The organism is Paenibacillus sp. UMB7766-LJ446, from assembly GCF_030226665.1.
In the GTDB taxonomy this organism is placed as follows: Bacteria; Bacillota; Bacilli; order Paenibacillales; family Paenibacillaceae; genus Paenibacillus; species Paenibacillus vandeheii.
In genome coordinates this window covers 194,443-211,704 of the sequence record NZ_JASOYM010000011.1, presented here as the reverse complement: position 1 = coordinate 211,704, position 17,262 = coordinate 194,443, and the positions used below count along the sequence as shown (strand labels likewise).

The following is a 17,262-nucleotide window of genomic DNA, read 5'->3' as shown; positions in this document are numbered from 1 at the left end:
CAGGAGGGATCCCACGTGATCATTAAAAGAATCGATATCAGATTGAACGGAGAAAATCTCTTTGGCGGTCTAGCTTTCGTCAAGTTTGAGGAAGAGGACACGGAGCTTTGCTTTGATTTCGATGTGGTTATCCGTAATGGACTGCTCGTGATCGTTGGTAAACAAAAAAAGATTCCGGAGAAGACAATTACTCAATTGGAAAAACAATTGAAAGTGTTATTCCGAAAAAAGAAAGTCCCTCGCACCATCGGCTCATACACATTCAAGGCGCCAACAGTAAAGGAGGCCATCTGATGCGTAGCATCCAGAAAAAGGTCTGTCTGGTGGTCAATATGGGCGATTTCGAACGGCATATGGGGGAGAATCTTACCCTGGCTAAACAACATGGCCAGCAAGTGTTCACCCTAACCGGCGATGGAATGGCAGATATCGAAGAAGCCCCACGAGTACCGGTAAACATCATGAAATTGACGACACCGGAACTTCAAATATGGTCTTCCTTGATTAATGAACAGATAGTTGAACTTGGTATTCGCTCTGAAGATATGGTCATTTTCGCAGTTGGTCAATCATTTCGAGGGATTCTCCCGATCGGAACCATGATCAACCATGACCTGCGAATTGGAGCGTGAAACAGATGCGAATTCGAACTATTGCATTCAAATGGCATGTGGAAGCTCCAATCGGAGCCGTGGAAGCTGTTATTCGTCAGCTTGGATTTCAGCTAAAAAAACAATCTTGGGAGAGAAAAGTAGGGGGGCATGTCTTGGCCATCGAGCATCGTGCTCGCATGAGTAGTTCAGAACGATCCTATTTCTGGCTACGTTTCTACCAGCCTGCTTCATCTGCAGACAAGACATTAGTCAGTAGAGCTTTATCGGAGTGGTTCTATGCCATGAATGGGCATTTTGTTACAACAGTCAACTGGTTCCAAGTGGCCTTTGACACAGAACCGATTCGTACCGTTCATGGCTACAAACAAAGTTCCAACAGTAGCATATGGACCAAAGTAGATAAGGATTCAACTTGCTTTAGTGTATATCCCCTTTACGATTACTTTCTCTTCGAAGTAAGAAACCTGGATATCCGCAACGGCATCCGTCACCAACTTTATGCCAAGTGGTTGGACGAAGTTGAATTCAACATCCAAGGAAACGAGAAAACAGATGATCAGATTGGCTTTAATCTCGTAGGTTAGAGAGCAATTTACATGAAGGAGTGGGTTATGATGGCAATGTCCGAGGTTGAACATGGAAACATTCTAACATATGTGAGCAACTTACCTTCGGATATCAAAGACAACATCATCCAGTGCATGAATAAATGGACTAATGGGGAACAAGCATATGGATACATTCATCCTGTACAGGTTTGCAGCAATCTACTAGCTTTACAAACCAGAATGCCTTTTCTCAGCGACCAACAGACCATGGATCTGACGATCCTGAAAATGCACTTACAACATAAGATTCAGTAGGAGGATTCAATAATGAGCAAATACTTGGGACAGTTAGTAACCGTTTTTTCGGGAATGAACGGAGCAGAATTGGCTAAAGGGAGAGTCGTCGCATTTACAGAAGGAACTCATACCCTATATGTGATGAACCCTCAAACAGGACATGAAACTTCCATAATGATTCAGGAAGATACCCTGGTGAAGGTTTTGACGAACTAATCACATGCCAGCCGCGTACTTGCGTCTAAAAATACATTAAATCAGAGGAGGGAGTCCTTCTGCCGAGCAATTGAGGCAGATGCCTCCTCGGTTTGGGCGATAAACAATGAACATGAACAACATTCGAATGATGAGATTACAATACCAGGCTGCGCGCCGTAAAAAGCTACTGTCTTATACGGTGATTGGTCGTATCCTTTCTCGGAGTTAGTTGACTGTTATTCATCATGGAGCTTAAGAAAGGGTCTCGATTTAACCGGGGCTCTTTCTTTGTATTTAAAGAACAAAAGGAGACTGTCATATGAAATTACTTCGCATCGTTATCAAGGGATATAAGAATTACGTCAACCATACCATGGATCATGTCTCGGACCCGATTACGTATTCAAAGGAGATTTGTGAAGCGATCGTGTGGGCTGTAAAAGGCTGTGATTTGCAGGGACGAACCAGAACAAAAAAAGAATTTCAGTGGAATACAAATGAAACCTGTGTAGAAACAACCTGGATGATCCGTGAAATACCTGTAACGATTATGCGTTCAGTGTCTCCGCGAAAGTCTCATCTCAAGGTGGACGACTCGTTGGTTACGCAGAACGATGTGGATAAGTTATTCGGTCCTTCCGATTTATTCTTATCTATTTTCGTCCCAGGTTTTTTCGTTCAATGTTCCCCCAAACGGCAGCGTGCCACCCTTATGTCCTTATTACCGAAGGCTGATGGTGCAAACGTTCTGCAGCTTATGGATCCTCAGCAGCGAGAATGGATTACTAACCATTCTGATCCCGGAGTACATCTGCAGGATCTGAGGACGGAATACCAGGAATGGGAGGAATATATACAGGACCGCCAATCCCAAATTAAAAAGTTGCGAGTAGCAAGCCATTTAAACAATCAAGATTGTATAACAGAACTTGCTGCACTAAAAGACAACCTTCAAACGACTATTGCGAAAAGTGGGCCGAGTAAGCCTGACTGTTTGATGGAATGGGAAGAGGAGCTGAAGAAGTTAGGGGACAGATATCGGAGTGAACATGCTCAGTGGCATAAACTCTATTCTTGGCGCCCTATACAACATCAGGACATGGAAAAACGAATTCGTGTACTGCAGGAGAAAAAGAACTCGTGTCAAGACTTGCTCAATGCCGGGAAACAGCTTAGGAAAGACATTGAGCGGGTGCGCCGACAACATGGAGAAGATCTCTCCTGTTTTGCCAAAGAGAAAGCAGAAGAGATCAAACATCTCGAAAAAGAAATTCACCGGCTACAATCAAAGCAGGCGATGCATGAAAGTGCCCAACGGGCTCAAAAAAAACTTCCCGAACTGGAGGAAAAGCTCCACGAGGCACATGAGGAACTTGCACATCTTCGTATTCAAATTGAAGCCTACGAAACGTTTTTTTGGAGATATGCAGAATTTCAAGTTAGTTCAGCCAACAAGATTATGAATTTAGCTGAAATTAAGATACAAAAGCGGAAGTTACGCGGTGAAACGGTGTTCCAGTACAAATTATTGTACGAAAGAAGAGATTATGATTTTACATTGTCTGATCTCACACAAATTTCCCAAGAGCTTTCCCGTTTGGAGCAAAATAATGTGGGCTTCCACTACCCGGTATTCAACCTGGTAGAACCAGCTCAACATGTTAAAAATATCATAGCGTAAGTAGATTATAGGGATAGTAGCCTCCAGCCGCTGTCCCTATTTCTATTACAAAGGAGGAAATAAGATGGAATTATTATTGGTGAGTGTTACCGCGGTGATTGTGTTTGTTTTGGCAATCATCCTGGGTTCCCTGTTGGTGTCATTGAAAAATAAGATTAGAGGGCGCTACCTCAATCGTTATTATGCTGTCAGTTACAAAGGTGAGGGTGTCTACGAGTTACACTTCACCCCTGTACTTGGGTTCTATTATGCATCCCCCCCCAAGTACTTCCATTTAAGAATGGCAGCAGAGCAGAAATTCAAAATCCTGTACCCGGATATGAGTCTTATCTCCATTACTGTAACCCTGCATAGATACTATGAAAAACGCGGTATTCACGGTGCTCTGATCAGTCAAACCCGTATTTCCCGCTTCGTGAACAGACAAATGAATTACTTTATTGTTCTGTGCAATCTTGCAAATTACAAGAAACGGACAAATTCTGAGGAATGGAGATGGCTTCATCTATTTAAGCGGATACGGAATAAAACACCACGGAAATATTGGATTATCGATTGCCGTGAACACGAGGAGAGCTAATATGCAGATATTTAAGGAGCTGATCCAAAGTTTGGTCCAAGCCATAATCAACGTATTTGGCTTGGCCTGCTGGGTCAACGTATATAGCGTTACTAGAGCGTTTGGTGGTACTGACGAAGGAGGATCTTGGTATTATCGACAATATGCATGCCTTTATAGTAGACAGGTTTGGATCTGGGAGTCAGACGCCACTCTCTTGATGCTTAGGCGACAATATGAGAGGCTCGCTTGGGGACATGTTACATCTCGGACACAAGGTTCTGAGATAGAGGTAAAAGTAGAGCATAAAAAGGCAGCGCAACAATACATGACGCGGTCATTATGTAATCCTCACCATGTACCTCTGCCAAAGCCCGAGGAATCAACAGGCCTTTCTCGCTCAGATATTCGGCCTAAGCCAACTATACATGGCGGTATTAGAACTAAATCATCTGCCGCGGGGAAAAGGAAGCTACGTAGTTCATTAACGTACGAGCGCAAGTGTTCACGCTGTAAAGGATCCGGAAAGACACGATACAAACACGTTGAACATGGCATTTGCTTTCAATATAACGGCCACGGGAAGATTAGATACACTAAACAGGCGATTGCCTATTAAGCAATCATAGGGGGTATTCTAGGTGTTTGTTGAAAATCATTTTCAAAAGGATGTATATGAAATAATGAGAAGAGATTATTTAAAGACATTAACGAAAGATGAACTTAGACGGTCTCGAGTACATTGTCAGGAGATACTGTCTCGGTTTGATTCGATGCCCGCTCATGATAGAAATCAGTTTATTGCAGCTGAAATTATGGGATGGTCGTTTCGAACTGAGAATCCTCATTATTACATGACGCAGGAAGGGTATCTTAGAACGGAGGCTTTCCAGCCGGCTGAGGACCTTGCATCAGCATTCCTTGTCTTTGAATATATTCTCATCGAAGATAAGACTGTACTTATGCCTTGTGGATCCGGCAACGGGCGGTATTGGGCAGTCTATTTTGAAGATGTATTTCTAGGGGTAGGGAAGACCAAAGAGACAGCGATCTGTAAGACGTCCATCATCATTAATGACGCAGTCGTCATGAAAATGAATACGGAATAATGAGAAAGACCCTCTTTAGAGTATTAGATGTCGACTCATATCGCATCCATGCCCTGGAGAGGCCTTTCTTTTACTGGACTTGAACAAATCGAGGGAAGTCTACCATCAGGGCTACAGTGCTACATCTGGCAGCTCTGGGATTAGAAAGGTAGTATGACATTCAAACAACGATTGATATGTTTGGTTGATACTACGCAATAGGTTTGAGGAGAGGTATAATAAGGAGACTTGGGGAAATTTATACTTTCTATTGATCAATAGATATCGTTATAGATGGAACAGGAGGAGCAGTATGTTTTATTATGGTTGGATGGTTATCGGGTTTATGAGTATAGCGGGCTTGGCTACCATGCTACACTGGTGGAAACCTAATTGGTATTCTGCGAATATAGTTAATATCCGGAAATCATCCTATGCTATTATGGCACTAACTTATGGGGGAATGATTCTAGCTGGCCATATTCTACTTAATGACTGGGTAAAGGCAGTTCAATTCGCAAGTATTGCTATTTTTATTGACCTTGCCATTCTAGAGACACCCAGCATCTCGAAGATTGGAAATACGGAATTCAAAAAAAATGATCTTGTTATTGCTTCAGTAATTGAGAACAGTACAGACATAATTACTGCCTATTCTCACAAAGTAGATCAATTCACCACAGTAGTACAGTATACGGAGCATCATTTTTCTGAATTTACGGAGGAGCAAATCGAGGAACTGCCCAATTGGGAGATATACTCAGTTTTATTAAAGGAGTACCTCAGTTTATATACGGATACTTTTGGACTCCGCATTTCCACGAAGAATTTCACTTATTCAAGTGATGTTGAAATTCGGAAGCAAAAGATACTTGACCTACTTACCCCCATAGAACGGATGAATAATTTAAGCATATCTGGTGATTTAAAAGAAACCATTGCCGCTGAATTGACTAAGGGAGCATCTTTTGTCTTAGAAGAAGATAAGGTAGTATTGGCTCCATTCTATGGAACTACTAATAGCTTTATCGTGACCATTCAAGCACATGAGACGAATGCCGTTGTTTCTAGTATGGATGTCAAGAATATCATCAATCTAGTCCAAATCTTTGATTGGTTCGTAGACGAATAGTGTGGTATATTAACTATAAGAGGTGATTACAATGACACTTTTTAAATCGAAGTTGAATCGGTTAAATGTTATGAAATATAAAGAAGATCGTCCAAAAACAAAGATTGAATCAAATGCGGAATTGGAGAAAATAATAAAAGCTAACGAACGTGCTCTCCAATTACTAAAAAATAGATAATTACTCTAGAACTTGTCTAAGGTGTTCCTATGATCTATTCATAGGAACACCTTTTTTATATATTGTTACATCGACTGGTAGACGGAAGGTATATCCGGCTTTCTTCTTGAGCAATATATTAATAGAAATCAAGGAAGAGAGCTGATTACCATGAAAAAGCTTGGAAAAAGGAGTAGTTCCACTTTAAAACCGAAAACGTCGATTCCCGACTGGACTTTGAAAAAGATTCTTGAGCAGAATAAAAAGGCGCTGGACATCTTGAACAAGCGTAAGTAAATATAAGATGCTTAGTCACAAACACAGTAGATAAATGATAATGTAACTCAAATGAATAGGTGCCTTTTCCAAGTTGAATTTCGGAAAAGGCACCTATTCATTTGAGTTACTTTTAATTTGATTGGAAATTAAAACACAGAAAACATCAACATATAGTATAATACAATTAAGATAAATACTACATAAGCTAAAATAGGATCAGGTGTTCGCAAAAAAACTATTGACTTTTTCCAACTGCAGGATTACGATTGTATAGGAAAATTGATCCATGGTAATGATTAACCAATTCCTATTACTCTGCACAGCAAGATCAGATCGGTAATTATAGATTTGTCTACTTTTTTATAATTTGCTCAAATAATGAATATATATGACATCGTGAGAGGATGAAGTTTTATGCCGCATAATCAGAGCCAATTCGAGGGTTTTCATGATGCAATCAAACTAAGCGACGAGTCTACCATCTTAAAGGAAAAAAGAGATATCATTATCGAACGTCTATCGGAAAAAATGCCAGCAGCTGCTAAGTCATATACAACATTTAATCAAGGTAGCTATGCGATGAAAACTGGTATTAAACCTTTAGACGGAGAAAGTTACGACATTGACCTAGGACTTTATTTTAAAATGTCAAAGGAAGATGCGAATCCTCTTGAGGCAAAAACTTGGGTCTATGATGCACTTGTGGGTCACACAAATAACGTCGTAATGAAAACCCCCTGTGTAACTGTTACATATGCTGCTGGGTATCATGTTGATGTAACAACATATGCATCAGAGAATAACGATGGAAAGGTGTATTTAGCAAAAAGCAAGTTAGGAAGTACTCTAGAAAAACAAAGTTGGGATGAATCAAACCCTAAAGATTTAATTAAAGAGATTAGAGAAAAATATTCGGACCAAGATGACAGAAAACAATTCCGTAGGATTGTTCGTTATCTTAAACGTTGGAAAGATGTTCAATTCAAAGGAACTACCTATGGTAAGCCTACTGGTATTGCTTTAACCTCCATTGTGTATCATAATATGCAAGTTAAAACAGAGATTGTAGACTTTTTTTCTGGAGAAAAAAAATATCGTGACAGTGAAGCTCTCGTCCATCTTATCTCTACGTTTCTTTCAACTTTCACCACTAAATGGGAGATTGAAGAGGGTGAGATTGTTCAATATCCATATGTTGAAGTAAAGTTACCAGTTGCTCCTTATCCTAATTTGCTCGAAAGAATGACCCTAAAACAAATTAAAGCATTCAAAGAGAAGTTAGAGAACCTTCTTGCTTGTCTTATTGAGGCAAGAGATGAGGTCGATAGCGCAGATGGGGCAACTATACTTAGAAAACAATTCGGAGACGATTTCCCTGTGCCTTCGAAAGATCCTGGGCAAAGAGCTGCAGTTCCAGCTATAATTCCGTCAACTGAGTCAGCGTAAGAGAAGAGGGATGTGTTATGAACATATTTGAAAAGACTATAGACTACATCAAAAGATATGGACAACCATTTGTAGAAGATGTAACTTTGATTCCCGAATCGTCCCTCAAACAATACCGACGTAATATAAAATATGCTTTTCGAATTCAAATTGAAATATTAGAGGGGCCGGCTACTCTTGTAGTCGGTTTACCTTTTGATTTCCCATCCTCTATGCCTCACTTCTATGATTCTCAAAAACAATTTGGTTTTATCCCCCATCTTGAAGATGATGGGTTTATCTGCTTTACACAGAACGAGAATTTAGTCATTGATGAAAGGTATCCTGGTAAAGTTGTCTTAGATTGTTTAGAAAAAGTAATCTCTGTCCTTGAAAACGGGGAAACTACGTCTGAAAATCATGACTTCCTTGAGGAATTTGAAGTATACTGGGCAAAGAACTGTAATAAGGAAGCGCATACAATTGTTAACGAAAATAATGAGACGGTCCGCGAGTTGGACATATATATGATACCCAAAGACGGAATCACCTACTTTATCTGCGAAAAAAATTATAGTGCAATACACTATATGCAAACCACATTTCATTTACCCAAAGAGGAACTAGTCAAGAGAAGATGCATTTATATCCCTCTAAAAAATGGAACATTCACCTTACCACCAAGACGGGGCCAATTTTGGAGTTTTAAGGATTCAAAAGATTTCATCATGAAAAATCTTGATTCAAAAAACAAAAATATTCTATTAAAATTGCTGGGTAGTACCCCAAAAAGCAACAGTAACTATGACTATTTCTGTCTAGGGTTACCTATCGATACCGAAAAAAAAGCTATGTTCGGCATGACAATAAATTATCCAGAAGGCATGGTTCGTAAAGGAAAAAAAACAGTACATCCATTTGTTCAATGCCCCGTGAAAATAGAAGTGCGTCCATTTAATATTTATAGACACCAAAAAGAATTCTTACTTCAAAGAACTGGGGGAGATACAGGTTTCACTAACAAAAATGCTGTCGTTATTGGAGTTGGTGCTATAGGGAGTTTAGTTGCAACGGGATTAGCAAAGGCAGGATTTCAAAGGATAACGCTTATCGACCATGACTTTTTAGATGTAGAAAACATATACCGACATGAACTTGGGTTTGACCAGGTATTTGACAATAACGAATCTAAAAATCTCATCCCTCAATTTAAAGTGGAAGCCTTAAAAAAAGAATTCGAACGTAAATATCCTTTTACAGAGGTAGTTACTATCCCCAAAAGAATAAATACAGTACTCACTGAAAATCTAATTGATTGGAGTACGGTTAACTATGTTATTGTCTGTATCGGTGCGCCGAACGTAGAAATGTCTATTAATAGGTATATGCACAAACTAGATAATTCCCCTCCTGTTATTTATTCTTGGGTTGAGCCCTTTGGTATAGGAGGACATGTCCTTGTCACTCTAAATAAAGAGAAAAAGGGCTGCTATCAATGCCTATTCCGACCTCTTAGTAATGAAGAACCAATAAGAAATCTATCCTCTTTTGCAAAACCCGGCCAGTCATTTACTAAATCGCTTGGTGGATGTGGTACCTACTTTACTCCATATAGCTTTCTTGATAGTGAAGAGACAGCAAATAAAGTGCTGCGTACTGTTTATCAAGTTTCTCGGGGCCAGATACAAGGAAACCCAATATTATCTTGGAAAGGGGATTCAGCCTCCTTTGTAGAACGTGGCTTTCGGGTAAGTAGTAGATATGAAATGTCTGAGGAAACATTGACGAAAAATAAATTACTTTATCATGATCCTAACTGTCCTGTCTGTTCTAAAAAGGAGTCACATTAAGATGTCAAAGGCTATATTTCCTTTACCCTTACCTGATAATCGAAAAATTAAAATAAGTGATGACGTACTACAAATGCTGTTTTCCTTTGCTCAAGATCATAAGAATTCCCCGGAATCCGGGGGTATTTTAATTGGAAGAGTACTTGATTGTGATGCTCATATAGTAGTAGACCATGCATCGCGACCTATGGAAAGCGATAATCAAACGAGACACCGTTTTGTTAGAAAAGCTGCTGAACACCAGGAGTTTTTTAATCAGATCTGGGAAAGTAGTGAAGGCAGATGTTTCTATTTTGGTGAATGGCATACACATCCTGAAACACATCCAACTCCTTCTGCTATCGACAAGCGTGAATGGAGAAAATTATTAGAAAAATCTATACAGGATCAAAATCAATTGTTCTTTATCATTGTTGGTACTACAGAGCTAGTTGTATGGTATGGACAAAGACAAGCAAACAAAGATACTTTCCTTAAAATTGGGTCATATAAACGGAACGAAATTCAATACTAATATCAATGGAGGTGTTGTAATGACTAGAAGAAATCTTTCATCTGCGGAAAATTACCATTTATGGATGGTGAGCGGGGGGATTTGTACATTCGATGGATGTAATGAAAGATTAGTAGTTAATACAAAAGGGAAACTGACAAATTCAGGTATTAAAGCACATATCATTGGTCATAAAAAGGGGGCAGCTCGGCACGAGTATGCAGAAGAATTTGGGTACTCTGATGGCAACTTGGAAGATATCTCTAATTTAATGCTTATGTGTTACACACATTCTAAGCTAATTGATGATCCTCACACAAGAGACTCATTTCCACCAACTTTATTATTTGATATGAAGAGTAAACATGAAGAATGGGTAAGAAGTTGGACAGATGAGAAGAAGAAGAGTCTTGCTATTGTTCATAAGAGGCTCGGCCCACCACTTACGACATTACCTTTAACCGAACACTCTCCTAATATCATGCTTGAAGCTATTGAAAGTCAAGTTGAATTCACTAATTTCTCTCCTGATGGTTGGGAGCAAGGAAAAGCTGATAACGAGAAACTCTACGCAAAGTTTGTCACTCGAATCAATAAAGGAAAGTACGATGTAGCTGAAGTTTATGCCATTTCTCCAATCCCCCTTTTAATTCATTTAGGGAAACTAATTTCAGACACTGTTCCTTTAACAGTATACCAATATGATAGAGAAGGAGGTTTCTGGGTTAATAAAGCACCGGATAAAGCTTTGTTAGAAGATTTGAAGCCTACTACGTCATTCACAGATAAGGATTCTAATGAGTTGGTTGTAACAATTTCAGTTAGTGATACGATTACAGACGAGGATGTTCATGCAATTTTGGGAGAAAACCAGGATCGATATGACATTTTGATTGAGAATCCTCATGTAAAACGATTACTTTATTTTGAGCAAGTACAGCAAATTCAAAAGCTATTTAAGGATAATGTTGAAGCCATCCACCGCCAAAAAAAGTATAAATTAATTCATTTATTGTATAGTGGACCAGCCGGGTTGGCCATTGAACTTGGACGGAGCATCAATGAAAATATGTGGCCAGAAGTAGTGGTGTACGAATTTAAGTATCGAGGGGCTCCACGCTATCAAAAAGCTTTAAATATTTAAATATGAAATGACATTGTTACTTTATCGAATGGACGTTTCCATTTTCATCACTCCAAGAATTCTGACTCGTGGTGCTACACCAAACAAGTATGGAGAAGCCGCGGCTCAACAAAAAACAGGATATAAAAGGAGTCAATAAGTATACAGCCCCCTATTGTCTCCTTTTTTTATATCGACCTATTCAAGTTGTGTGCTCTATAACGCTTTAAGCCATCTAAAAATGGGGCCAGCTTATTCCTCCTGGAAGTCTGAACTCACCAAAAGATCCCGTTACACCAACTCGGTCTAAAAATCTCTTAACTTCATTAAATGTATCCCCAGGAAGACGAGCAAGTTTCTCCAAATCATCCATAAAAGCTTTATCCAGTCTCTTATCGCTAATAGGCCATTTCACCAATACTTCTTGAACCAATGAACTTCCGGGGACTTGAGATAATCCTTTAGCAAGTCCACTAGCTTTTAGATACTCCTGATCAAGTCCTGGTGATCCAAGGCTCTTAAGTAAATCATCCGTGAAAAAATTACAATTATGGTTTCCTAAATCATACCGTGTTCCATCCCACCTATTTCGAACTTCTTCCAACACAGACTTTACTCTGTCCTCGTTTCCTGATACGATTACTAGTTTGAAAATAATACTCTCTCTCCCCAATAACAGTTCCAGTATGCCAAAAAGGTGCTATAAGGATCTTATAGACATTGACCATGATCTGTGTCTGTTCTTCTACAGCTACACTTGTGGGGTCAATTAATTTAAATGCTTCCCACATTTTTGGAACATCACGGTTCGCCTTCAAGATACCGTATTCTTCTGCACAAAGGTATTGACCATTGTGAGCCTTGAAAGCCACAAGTCCGTTCTGATCCATCGAAATCTGAAATGTTTCCCACTCTTTAGGTTCTGTACGATTCGCTACGATTAAACTACCACCACCATTTTCAGCACATAAATAGTGACCGTTGTGTGTTTTTAATGTTACATGTTCTTCGTCTAGACGGTACATTTCAAAGGTTTCCATTCCTTGGCCACGGGGCGATTCACAACTACAATATTTCCTCCACCGCTTTCAGCACAAACGTAAGTTCCCATCCATGATTGTAAACATACCTTAGATATTTCCCCTATGTTCGGTACTAATGAGCTGCTCATGACTGGTGTACAGAATACCTCTTCATAAAAGGACATGTTTAGTGCTGACATAGGAACTTCACGTAAGCCACCAGCTTCGCCTTTTAACAGATAGGTACCATAAACCAATCCCTCACCATAATTGGCTTCATGAAAATTTGGAAATGCCCCGTTGTACGGAAGCTTTATACTATAATCGTTCGCTGCTCGAAATCTTTCCGATATCCCTGAGGGATTTCCCAAATCCGAAGCTTTAACGTCCTGCCAATCTACATATCCTGGCTTAATGAAGTAAAAACCATACAAATTTTTGCTGCGATCGTGATGTAAGGAAGGGATGGCAGCGGGGTATCCTTCTTCCGAAGCAAGGTTCGAAGCGATTCTAAACATTTCTATAACATCTCTCCTGTTAGGATTCCCGATACGTTCCCCCGAGATGTCTTTGAAATCAACAGCTTCACCTTTTATCAGGAAGATGGCAGTAACCACACCATTGCCATGATCAGCTTGATGAAAGTTCGGGAATCCCGCAACATACCCTTCGCCCTGCAGTTCTCTTCCTACATAAACCATCGCCGCATTGATGCGTGCAGCCTCAATACACATTTCATCATCCCCCTAAACAGAAATATGAACTGACCGTATTTTCCTTCATTCATTAAATTTCTATACCAAGCCTCTGTTTCAATGCATCCCCAGAAATACAAAAACCACAGTAGGCGAATTCTACAGTTCCAGTTCGATCACCTCTTTAACACACTTGATTTTAATTTAGTGGTATTCTTTACTAAGGGCTTATAGTGGTACAAATTTAGCGTAGGGGGCGTAAACCATGAGTACTATCGAGAAGAATATCACAGAACTAACCATCCAAGATCTGAATGAACTTATCGAAAATAAAGTAAGAGAATCTGCAACTATTGAGTATAAATCGCAAATGCCCCGGCCAGAGCAAGTTTGTGGTGCCATCTCTTCGTTAGCCAATACTTTCGGTGGAGACTTTTACATAGGGATAAGTGAAGAGAGCGGGGAGCCTACTGAGCTAGTTGGAATTAATTGCGAAGATGTAGATAAGTTGGAATTACAGATTAACGGATGGCTGCAAACTGGTATTGAACCCAGACTGGCAAGATATGATATAACTAATTTTCAGTTAGAGGAGAATAAACATATTATTCTCATTCGTGCTTATCGTAGTTGGTCAAGACCGCATCGTGTAAAAGAAAATCGCCATTTTTACTCTCGTAAATCAAACGGAAAATTTCCTATGGACGTTCATGAGATCCGAAATATGTTCCTAGGAACGACTGAGTTCTCAAAGATGTACTCAGACTTCAAAGAGGAAAGAGTTCCGCATCATGCATCACAATTCGCTGATCAACCATTTTGTCTGTTGCATTACGTACCTCTTTCCAGTTTCGAGAAACATTTCAACTTAGATTTGAGTTTAATCAGCAGGCTCAATCTTATACCTCTAGCTGGAGCTGGTGTTAACCCTAGAATTAACCTGGATGGTATTTTTTCTGAATCAAGATACACTAATGTAAACTCCAAAATGCAAATATTCCGTAATGGAATTATTGAGCAAGCAACAACTAGATTAATAACAAATAATATTATCGCTGCAGCTCAGATAGAGCGATTACTTATAGAAAATATTCAACATCAAATGTTCAACTATGAAAAAATGGGTATAAGCGAACCATTTTACGTAATATGTTCATTCTATCTTCAGAGTGAAGTTCTAGAGATATTACTGCCATATGAAGACACAGGGTATGCATATTCTGATAATAAATTGGTTCTTCCAGAAATTCTTATCGACCCCAATAATGTTGAAACTGAAACTCCAAAACTTTCAGTGGGCCGGATGCTCAAACCTATGTTAGATACCCTGTGGAATGCCTTCGGCTTACCTGAAGCCAAGCTTGAAGTCGAAGAAAGTTACCGTCCACGGCATTGAAATCATAATCATCCTTCTGTTAAAATAGTTACATTATGAAACACCATTATTTTTCCTTGCCGATTATCTAATCAACAAGGATGGAGGAGCTCCGGCTCAACAAAAATCGGATATCATTTAAGGAGACAATAGGTATACGGGACCCGTATGCCTTTTTTTGTCTCCTTTTTTTGTATCCACATAAGGAGGAGAATACTTATTAAAAGGATCGCATTGATAACGGAGTCATCTGCAAGGCCCGATTCCCCGATGCCAGCGTATCAATTTTATCAAGGCAAACAGAGTCGCTGGATCAATTCTGTTATTCAGTACATGGAGGCTCGGGAATTCCCTGCAGAAGATATTTATTTCCTTTCGTTTTATGAGCAACGGATCATTCCGTACAACAAAGTCATTGAACCTTACCCGAAACAGAAATTCCATCCACGTGCGACTGAAGCAGCAACGTTTGCCAAAGGAATTCGTGAATTCATTTCTACTCGTGGGGGGGATATCTTTGTTGAAATTCATGCCGGCAGGACCATTGCCGATCCATTACAGCATGAATTGGAGGAACACCAAGTTCCTTATCGCATTTATGGAAGCGGGGTACCTCTAGGTACTAAACCAAATTACTATGAGTCCCTGATCGATGAAGAATTAAAAGAACGAAAAGTAAAAGAGACCCTTACAGTAAAAAGAGACATTATTTCTGACCTGAAGGAGTTAAGTCCTGCAGAAGCGAGTGAACTGGTGAACAAGTATAGTGTTAATGCACATGTATACGGTATTGAGCAAAACGTCGAGGAATTGAAGGTTTTACTCGGGACCCATCGCCAGAAAAGAAAAGATGCAGACAAAGCGCTTCAAGCTTTTGAGGCATCACTTCAAGAGGAGGATCATGATGGAGAGCTGCGGTCTTTTGTTGAAGGTATCGATCTATCTAGGCTGTATAAAGACACTCAGCTATCTGAGATGAAGCAAAGGTTTGGGAAGACTATATCAAAGCTTATCTATTACTTGATTAAGGTGAACTATGTCCAATTAGCCGAAAACAAGCTACGCGAGGCTTTATTTCGTACTCAGATTGCATTAATGAAGTAGAAGGGGTTATAGATGAACAAACAAAGTGTCGACCATACTCTCTGATACCAGGTGCGAGAAGGAATGAGTTTTCTCATTTAGCGGTTCATTGTAGCCCCCTTCATGCGAGCTCCCAATGGGATAAGTAGCACTTGCGTGGTCATCGAGATAACGCAAGAGGGCAAAAAGAGCCCTGCCTATTTCCGGATCGATCAATTTGATACGGAAATAGGAGAGATGGTCATGACCCAATATGTAGATAATTATCGGATTTCGAGTGTGCTTCGCTGGTTTGGAGGCAAGCATTTTTTATCAAAAGAACTGGTTCCTTTACTTCCACTTCACCATTGCTGGGCCGATGTGTTTGGTGGAGGCGCCCATATGACTGTAGCAAAAAAGAAGAGCACTGTTGAAGTATTTAATGATACGGATAATGAGCTTATCAATTTCCTTTTGGTGTTACGTTCAGAGAAATTAGAACTCATTCATGCATTAGAATCACTGCCAACCAGTAGAACGTTATTTGAATCTTGGTTGTATGCTGAATCACCTGTGGACCCATTTGAAAAAGCGGTCCGTTGGTACTATTTGCTTCGCCAATGCATTATACCTGCTAATGGCATAAAGAGTGGCTGGCGATCGGGAAAAATTAAGAATACAGCCAAGGACTACCAAAACTCGATAACGAAGTTAGATGCCTTTGAACAACGCTTCCGCCAAGTAATGATTGAATGCTTGGATTATAAGGATCTCATTACCCGGTATGATGGACCTGAGACATTTTTCTTTGTTGACCCCCCGTATTGCGGCCGAGAAAACTATTATAAGGGAAATTTCAAAGAGCATGAAAAGCTGGCAGACATGCTGCACAAAATTGACGGAAAGTGTATGGTCACGTATTACGGAGATCCGTTGATTCTGGAGTTATATAAAGATTGGAATCGCCTCACGTTTGACTCCAAAGTGGGCACAGTGACGAAAGCTCATTTAGGACAAACTCGAAGAATCGAAACAGAGTTTGTATTCATGAACTATGATCCTCCACAGGAGAGTAAACAAATCTGTTTGTTTTGAACATAAATTCATACCGCCAGGAGGAGTATTAACATGCCAACATGCTACTACTGTAGAGAAGAATTAGAGCAAGCGGAGTATCTTGAGTCAGAGGCTAGCTTTGAATCCACGGAAATTTGTACAAACGAAAATTGTGAGATCCAAAACATTGTAAATTTGTACTTCAAGCCATGGGGTCTTTCTCAAGTAGAGATCGAGAAGCGTCTGATCGGCATAGAGGGGCTTACCTGGAGCTTTTCTGGGAAGTTCTACTTCCTAGTAACCCCCGTTACATACTACGCAGTCCGGTCCAAAATTGTCGGACTGTGTAGAGAAAATGGATCCATGCTGCAGGAGTCTTCGATTAACTTTGTATCCATTTGTGATTCTTCGGCTGGCAAAGGAAGCCATACTCCATGGAGACAAAAAAGAATAACTAAGCATCACGAAACCACTAATTTATAGGGAAGCTATTCAAAATTTTAATACTTAAACAAGGGGAGGCGAGGCGGGATTTTAATCCAGCATCCCATTCACTATGAACGGTATGTTCAATAGTTATAATTTTTGATACTATTGTAAGTAATATA

The 17,262-nt window shown here is 39.8% G+C and carries 19 protein-coding genes; 16 read left to right on the top strand and 3 right to left on the bottom strand.

The features are described from left to right. The first annotated feature begins 15 nt into the window (after positions 1-15). The 12 genes from QP794_RS24375 (at position 16) to QP794_RS24320 (ending at position 11,465) form a co-directional block, all read left to right on the top strand. Positions 16-294, top strand: coding sequence for a hypothetical protein (locus tag QP794_RS24375; RefSeq protein WP_285079332.1), 279 nt, complete (start codon positions 16-18; stop codon positions 292-294). Further along, complete coding sequence (locus QP794_RS24370; protein WP_285079328.1) at positions 294-632, top strand: hypothetical protein; 339 nt, start codon at positions 294-296, stop codon at positions 630-632. Before QP794_RS24375 ends, QP794_RS24370 begins: the two co-directional genes overlap by 1 nt. A 5-nt stretch (positions 633-637) precedes the next feature. Then, positions 638-1,198 (top strand): hypothetical protein, encoded by a 561-nt coding sequence (locus QP794_RS24365; RefSeq protein WP_285079326.1) that lies wholly within the window; start codon positions 638-640, stop codon positions 1,196-1,198. A gap of 291 nt (positions 1,199-1,489) precedes the next feature. Beyond that, positions 1,490-1,675: a hypothetical protein gene (locus QP794_RS24360; protein ID WP_285079324.1), complete on the top strand. Its 186-nt coding sequence runs from the start codon at positions 1,490-1,492 to the stop codon at positions 1,673-1,675. A 301-nt stretch (positions 1,676-1,976) separates the two neighbouring features. Then, positions 1,977-3,338: a hypothetical protein gene (locus QP794_RS24355; protein ID WP_285079322.1), complete on the top strand. Its 1,362-nt coding sequence runs from the start codon at positions 1,977-1,979 to the stop codon at positions 3,336-3,338. Between the two features lie 64 nt (positions 3,339-3,402). Next, the gene (locus tag QP794_RS24350) at positions 3,403-3,918 is read left to right on the top strand and encodes a hypothetical protein (RefSeq protein WP_285079321.1); all 516 of its coding nucleotides are present in this window, start codon (positions 3,403-3,405) and stop codon (positions 3,916-3,918) included. A 620-nt stretch (positions 3,919-4,538) separates the two neighbouring features. After that, positions 4,539-5,006: a BC1872 family protein gene (locus QP794_RS24345; RefSeq protein WP_285079319.1), complete on the top strand. Its 468-nt coding sequence runs from the start codon at positions 4,539-4,541 to the stop codon at positions 5,004-5,006. Positions 5,007-5,298: 292 nt separating this feature from the next. Next, positions 5,299-6,117: a type II toxin-antitoxin system SpoIISA family toxin gene (locus QP794_RS24340; RefSeq protein WP_285079318.1), complete on the top strand. Its 819-nt coding sequence runs from the start codon at positions 5,299-5,301 to the stop codon at positions 6,115-6,117. An 850-nt stretch (positions 6,118-6,967) separates the two neighbouring features. Beyond that, a complete protein-coding gene (locus tag QP794_RS24335) occupies positions 6,968-7,999 on the top strand; it encodes a nucleotidyltransferase domain-containing protein (RefSeq protein ID WP_285079317.1) in 1,032 nt (343 codons plus the stop codon). Positions 8,000-8,016: 17 nt separating this feature from the next. After that, the gene (locus tag QP794_RS24330; RefSeq protein WP_285079316.1) at positions 8,017-9,828 is read left to right on the top strand and encodes a ThiF family adenylyltransferase; all 1,812 of its coding nucleotides are present in this window, start codon (positions 8,017-8,019) and stop codon (positions 9,826-9,828) included. A 1-nt stretch (position 9,829) separates the two neighbouring features. Next, on the top strand, positions 9,830-10,342 hold the full coding sequence (locus tag QP794_RS24325; protein WP_285079315.1) for a Mov34/MPN/PAD-1 family protein: 513 nt from the start codon (positions 9,830-9,832) through the stop codon (positions 10,340-10,342). Positions 10,343-10,361: 19 nt separating this feature from the next. Continuing rightward, positions 10,362-11,465: an SAVED domain-containing protein gene (locus QP794_RS24320; RefSeq protein ID WP_285079314.1), complete on the top strand. Its 1,104-nt coding sequence runs from the start codon at positions 10,362-10,364 to the stop codon at positions 11,463-11,465. 214 nt (positions 11,466-11,679) lie between these two features. Here the strand turns inward: QP794_RS24320 and QP794_RS24315 are convergent, their stop codons facing one another. The 3 genes from QP794_RS24315 to QP794_RS24305 are packed head-to-tail and all read right to left on the bottom strand — an operon-like array spanning position 11,680 to position 13,200. Beyond that, on the bottom strand, positions 11,680-12,048 hold the full coding sequence (locus tag QP794_RS24315) for a hypothetical protein (RefSeq protein WP_285079313.1): 369 nt from the start codon (positions 12,046-12,048) through the stop codon (positions 11,680-11,682). Beyond that, positions 12,029-12,484 (bottom strand): fascin domain-containing protein, encoded by a 456-nt coding sequence (locus QP794_RS24310; protein WP_285079312.1) that lies wholly within the window; start codon positions 12,482-12,484, stop codon positions 12,029-12,031. The genes QP794_RS24315 and QP794_RS24310 overlap by 20 nt, the downstream gene beginning before the upstream one ends. Continuing rightward, positions 12,457-13,200, bottom strand: coding sequence for a fascin domain-containing protein (locus QP794_RS24305; protein WP_285079310.1), 744 nt, complete (start codon positions 13,198-13,200; stop codon positions 12,457-12,459). The genes QP794_RS24310 and QP794_RS24305 overlap by 28 nt, the downstream gene beginning before the upstream one ends. A gap of 226 nt (positions 13,201-13,426) precedes the next feature. Here QP794_RS24305 and QP794_RS24300 point away from each other — a divergent pair, with 226 nt between their 5' ends. The 4 genes from QP794_RS24300 to QP794_RS24285 all read left to right on the top strand — a co-directional run bounded on the left by QP794_RS24300 (position 13,427) and on the right by QP794_RS24285 (position 17,137). Then, the gene (locus QP794_RS24300) at positions 13,427-14,557 is read left to right on the top strand and encodes an AlbA family DNA-binding domain-containing protein (RefSeq protein WP_285079309.1); all 1,131 of its coding nucleotides are present in this window, start codon (positions 13,427-13,429) and stop codon (positions 14,555-14,557) included. 249 nt (positions 14,558-14,806) lie between these two features. Next, positions 14,807-15,640, top strand: coding sequence for a hypothetical protein (locus QP794_RS24295; RefSeq protein WP_285079308.1), 834 nt, complete (start codon positions 14,807-14,809; stop codon positions 15,638-15,640). 222 nt (positions 15,641-15,862) lie between these two features. After that, complete coding sequence (locus QP794_RS24290) at positions 15,863-16,693, top strand: DNA adenine methylase (protein ID WP_285079307.1); 831 nt, start codon at positions 15,863-15,865, stop codon at positions 16,691-16,693. Positions 16,694-16,726: 33 nt separating this feature from the next. Next, positions 16,727-17,137: a hypothetical protein gene (locus QP794_RS24285; protein ID WP_285079306.1), complete on the top strand. Its 411-nt coding sequence runs from the start codon at positions 16,727-16,729 to the stop codon at positions 17,135-17,137. Positions 17,138-17,262: the final 125 nt, after the last annotated feature.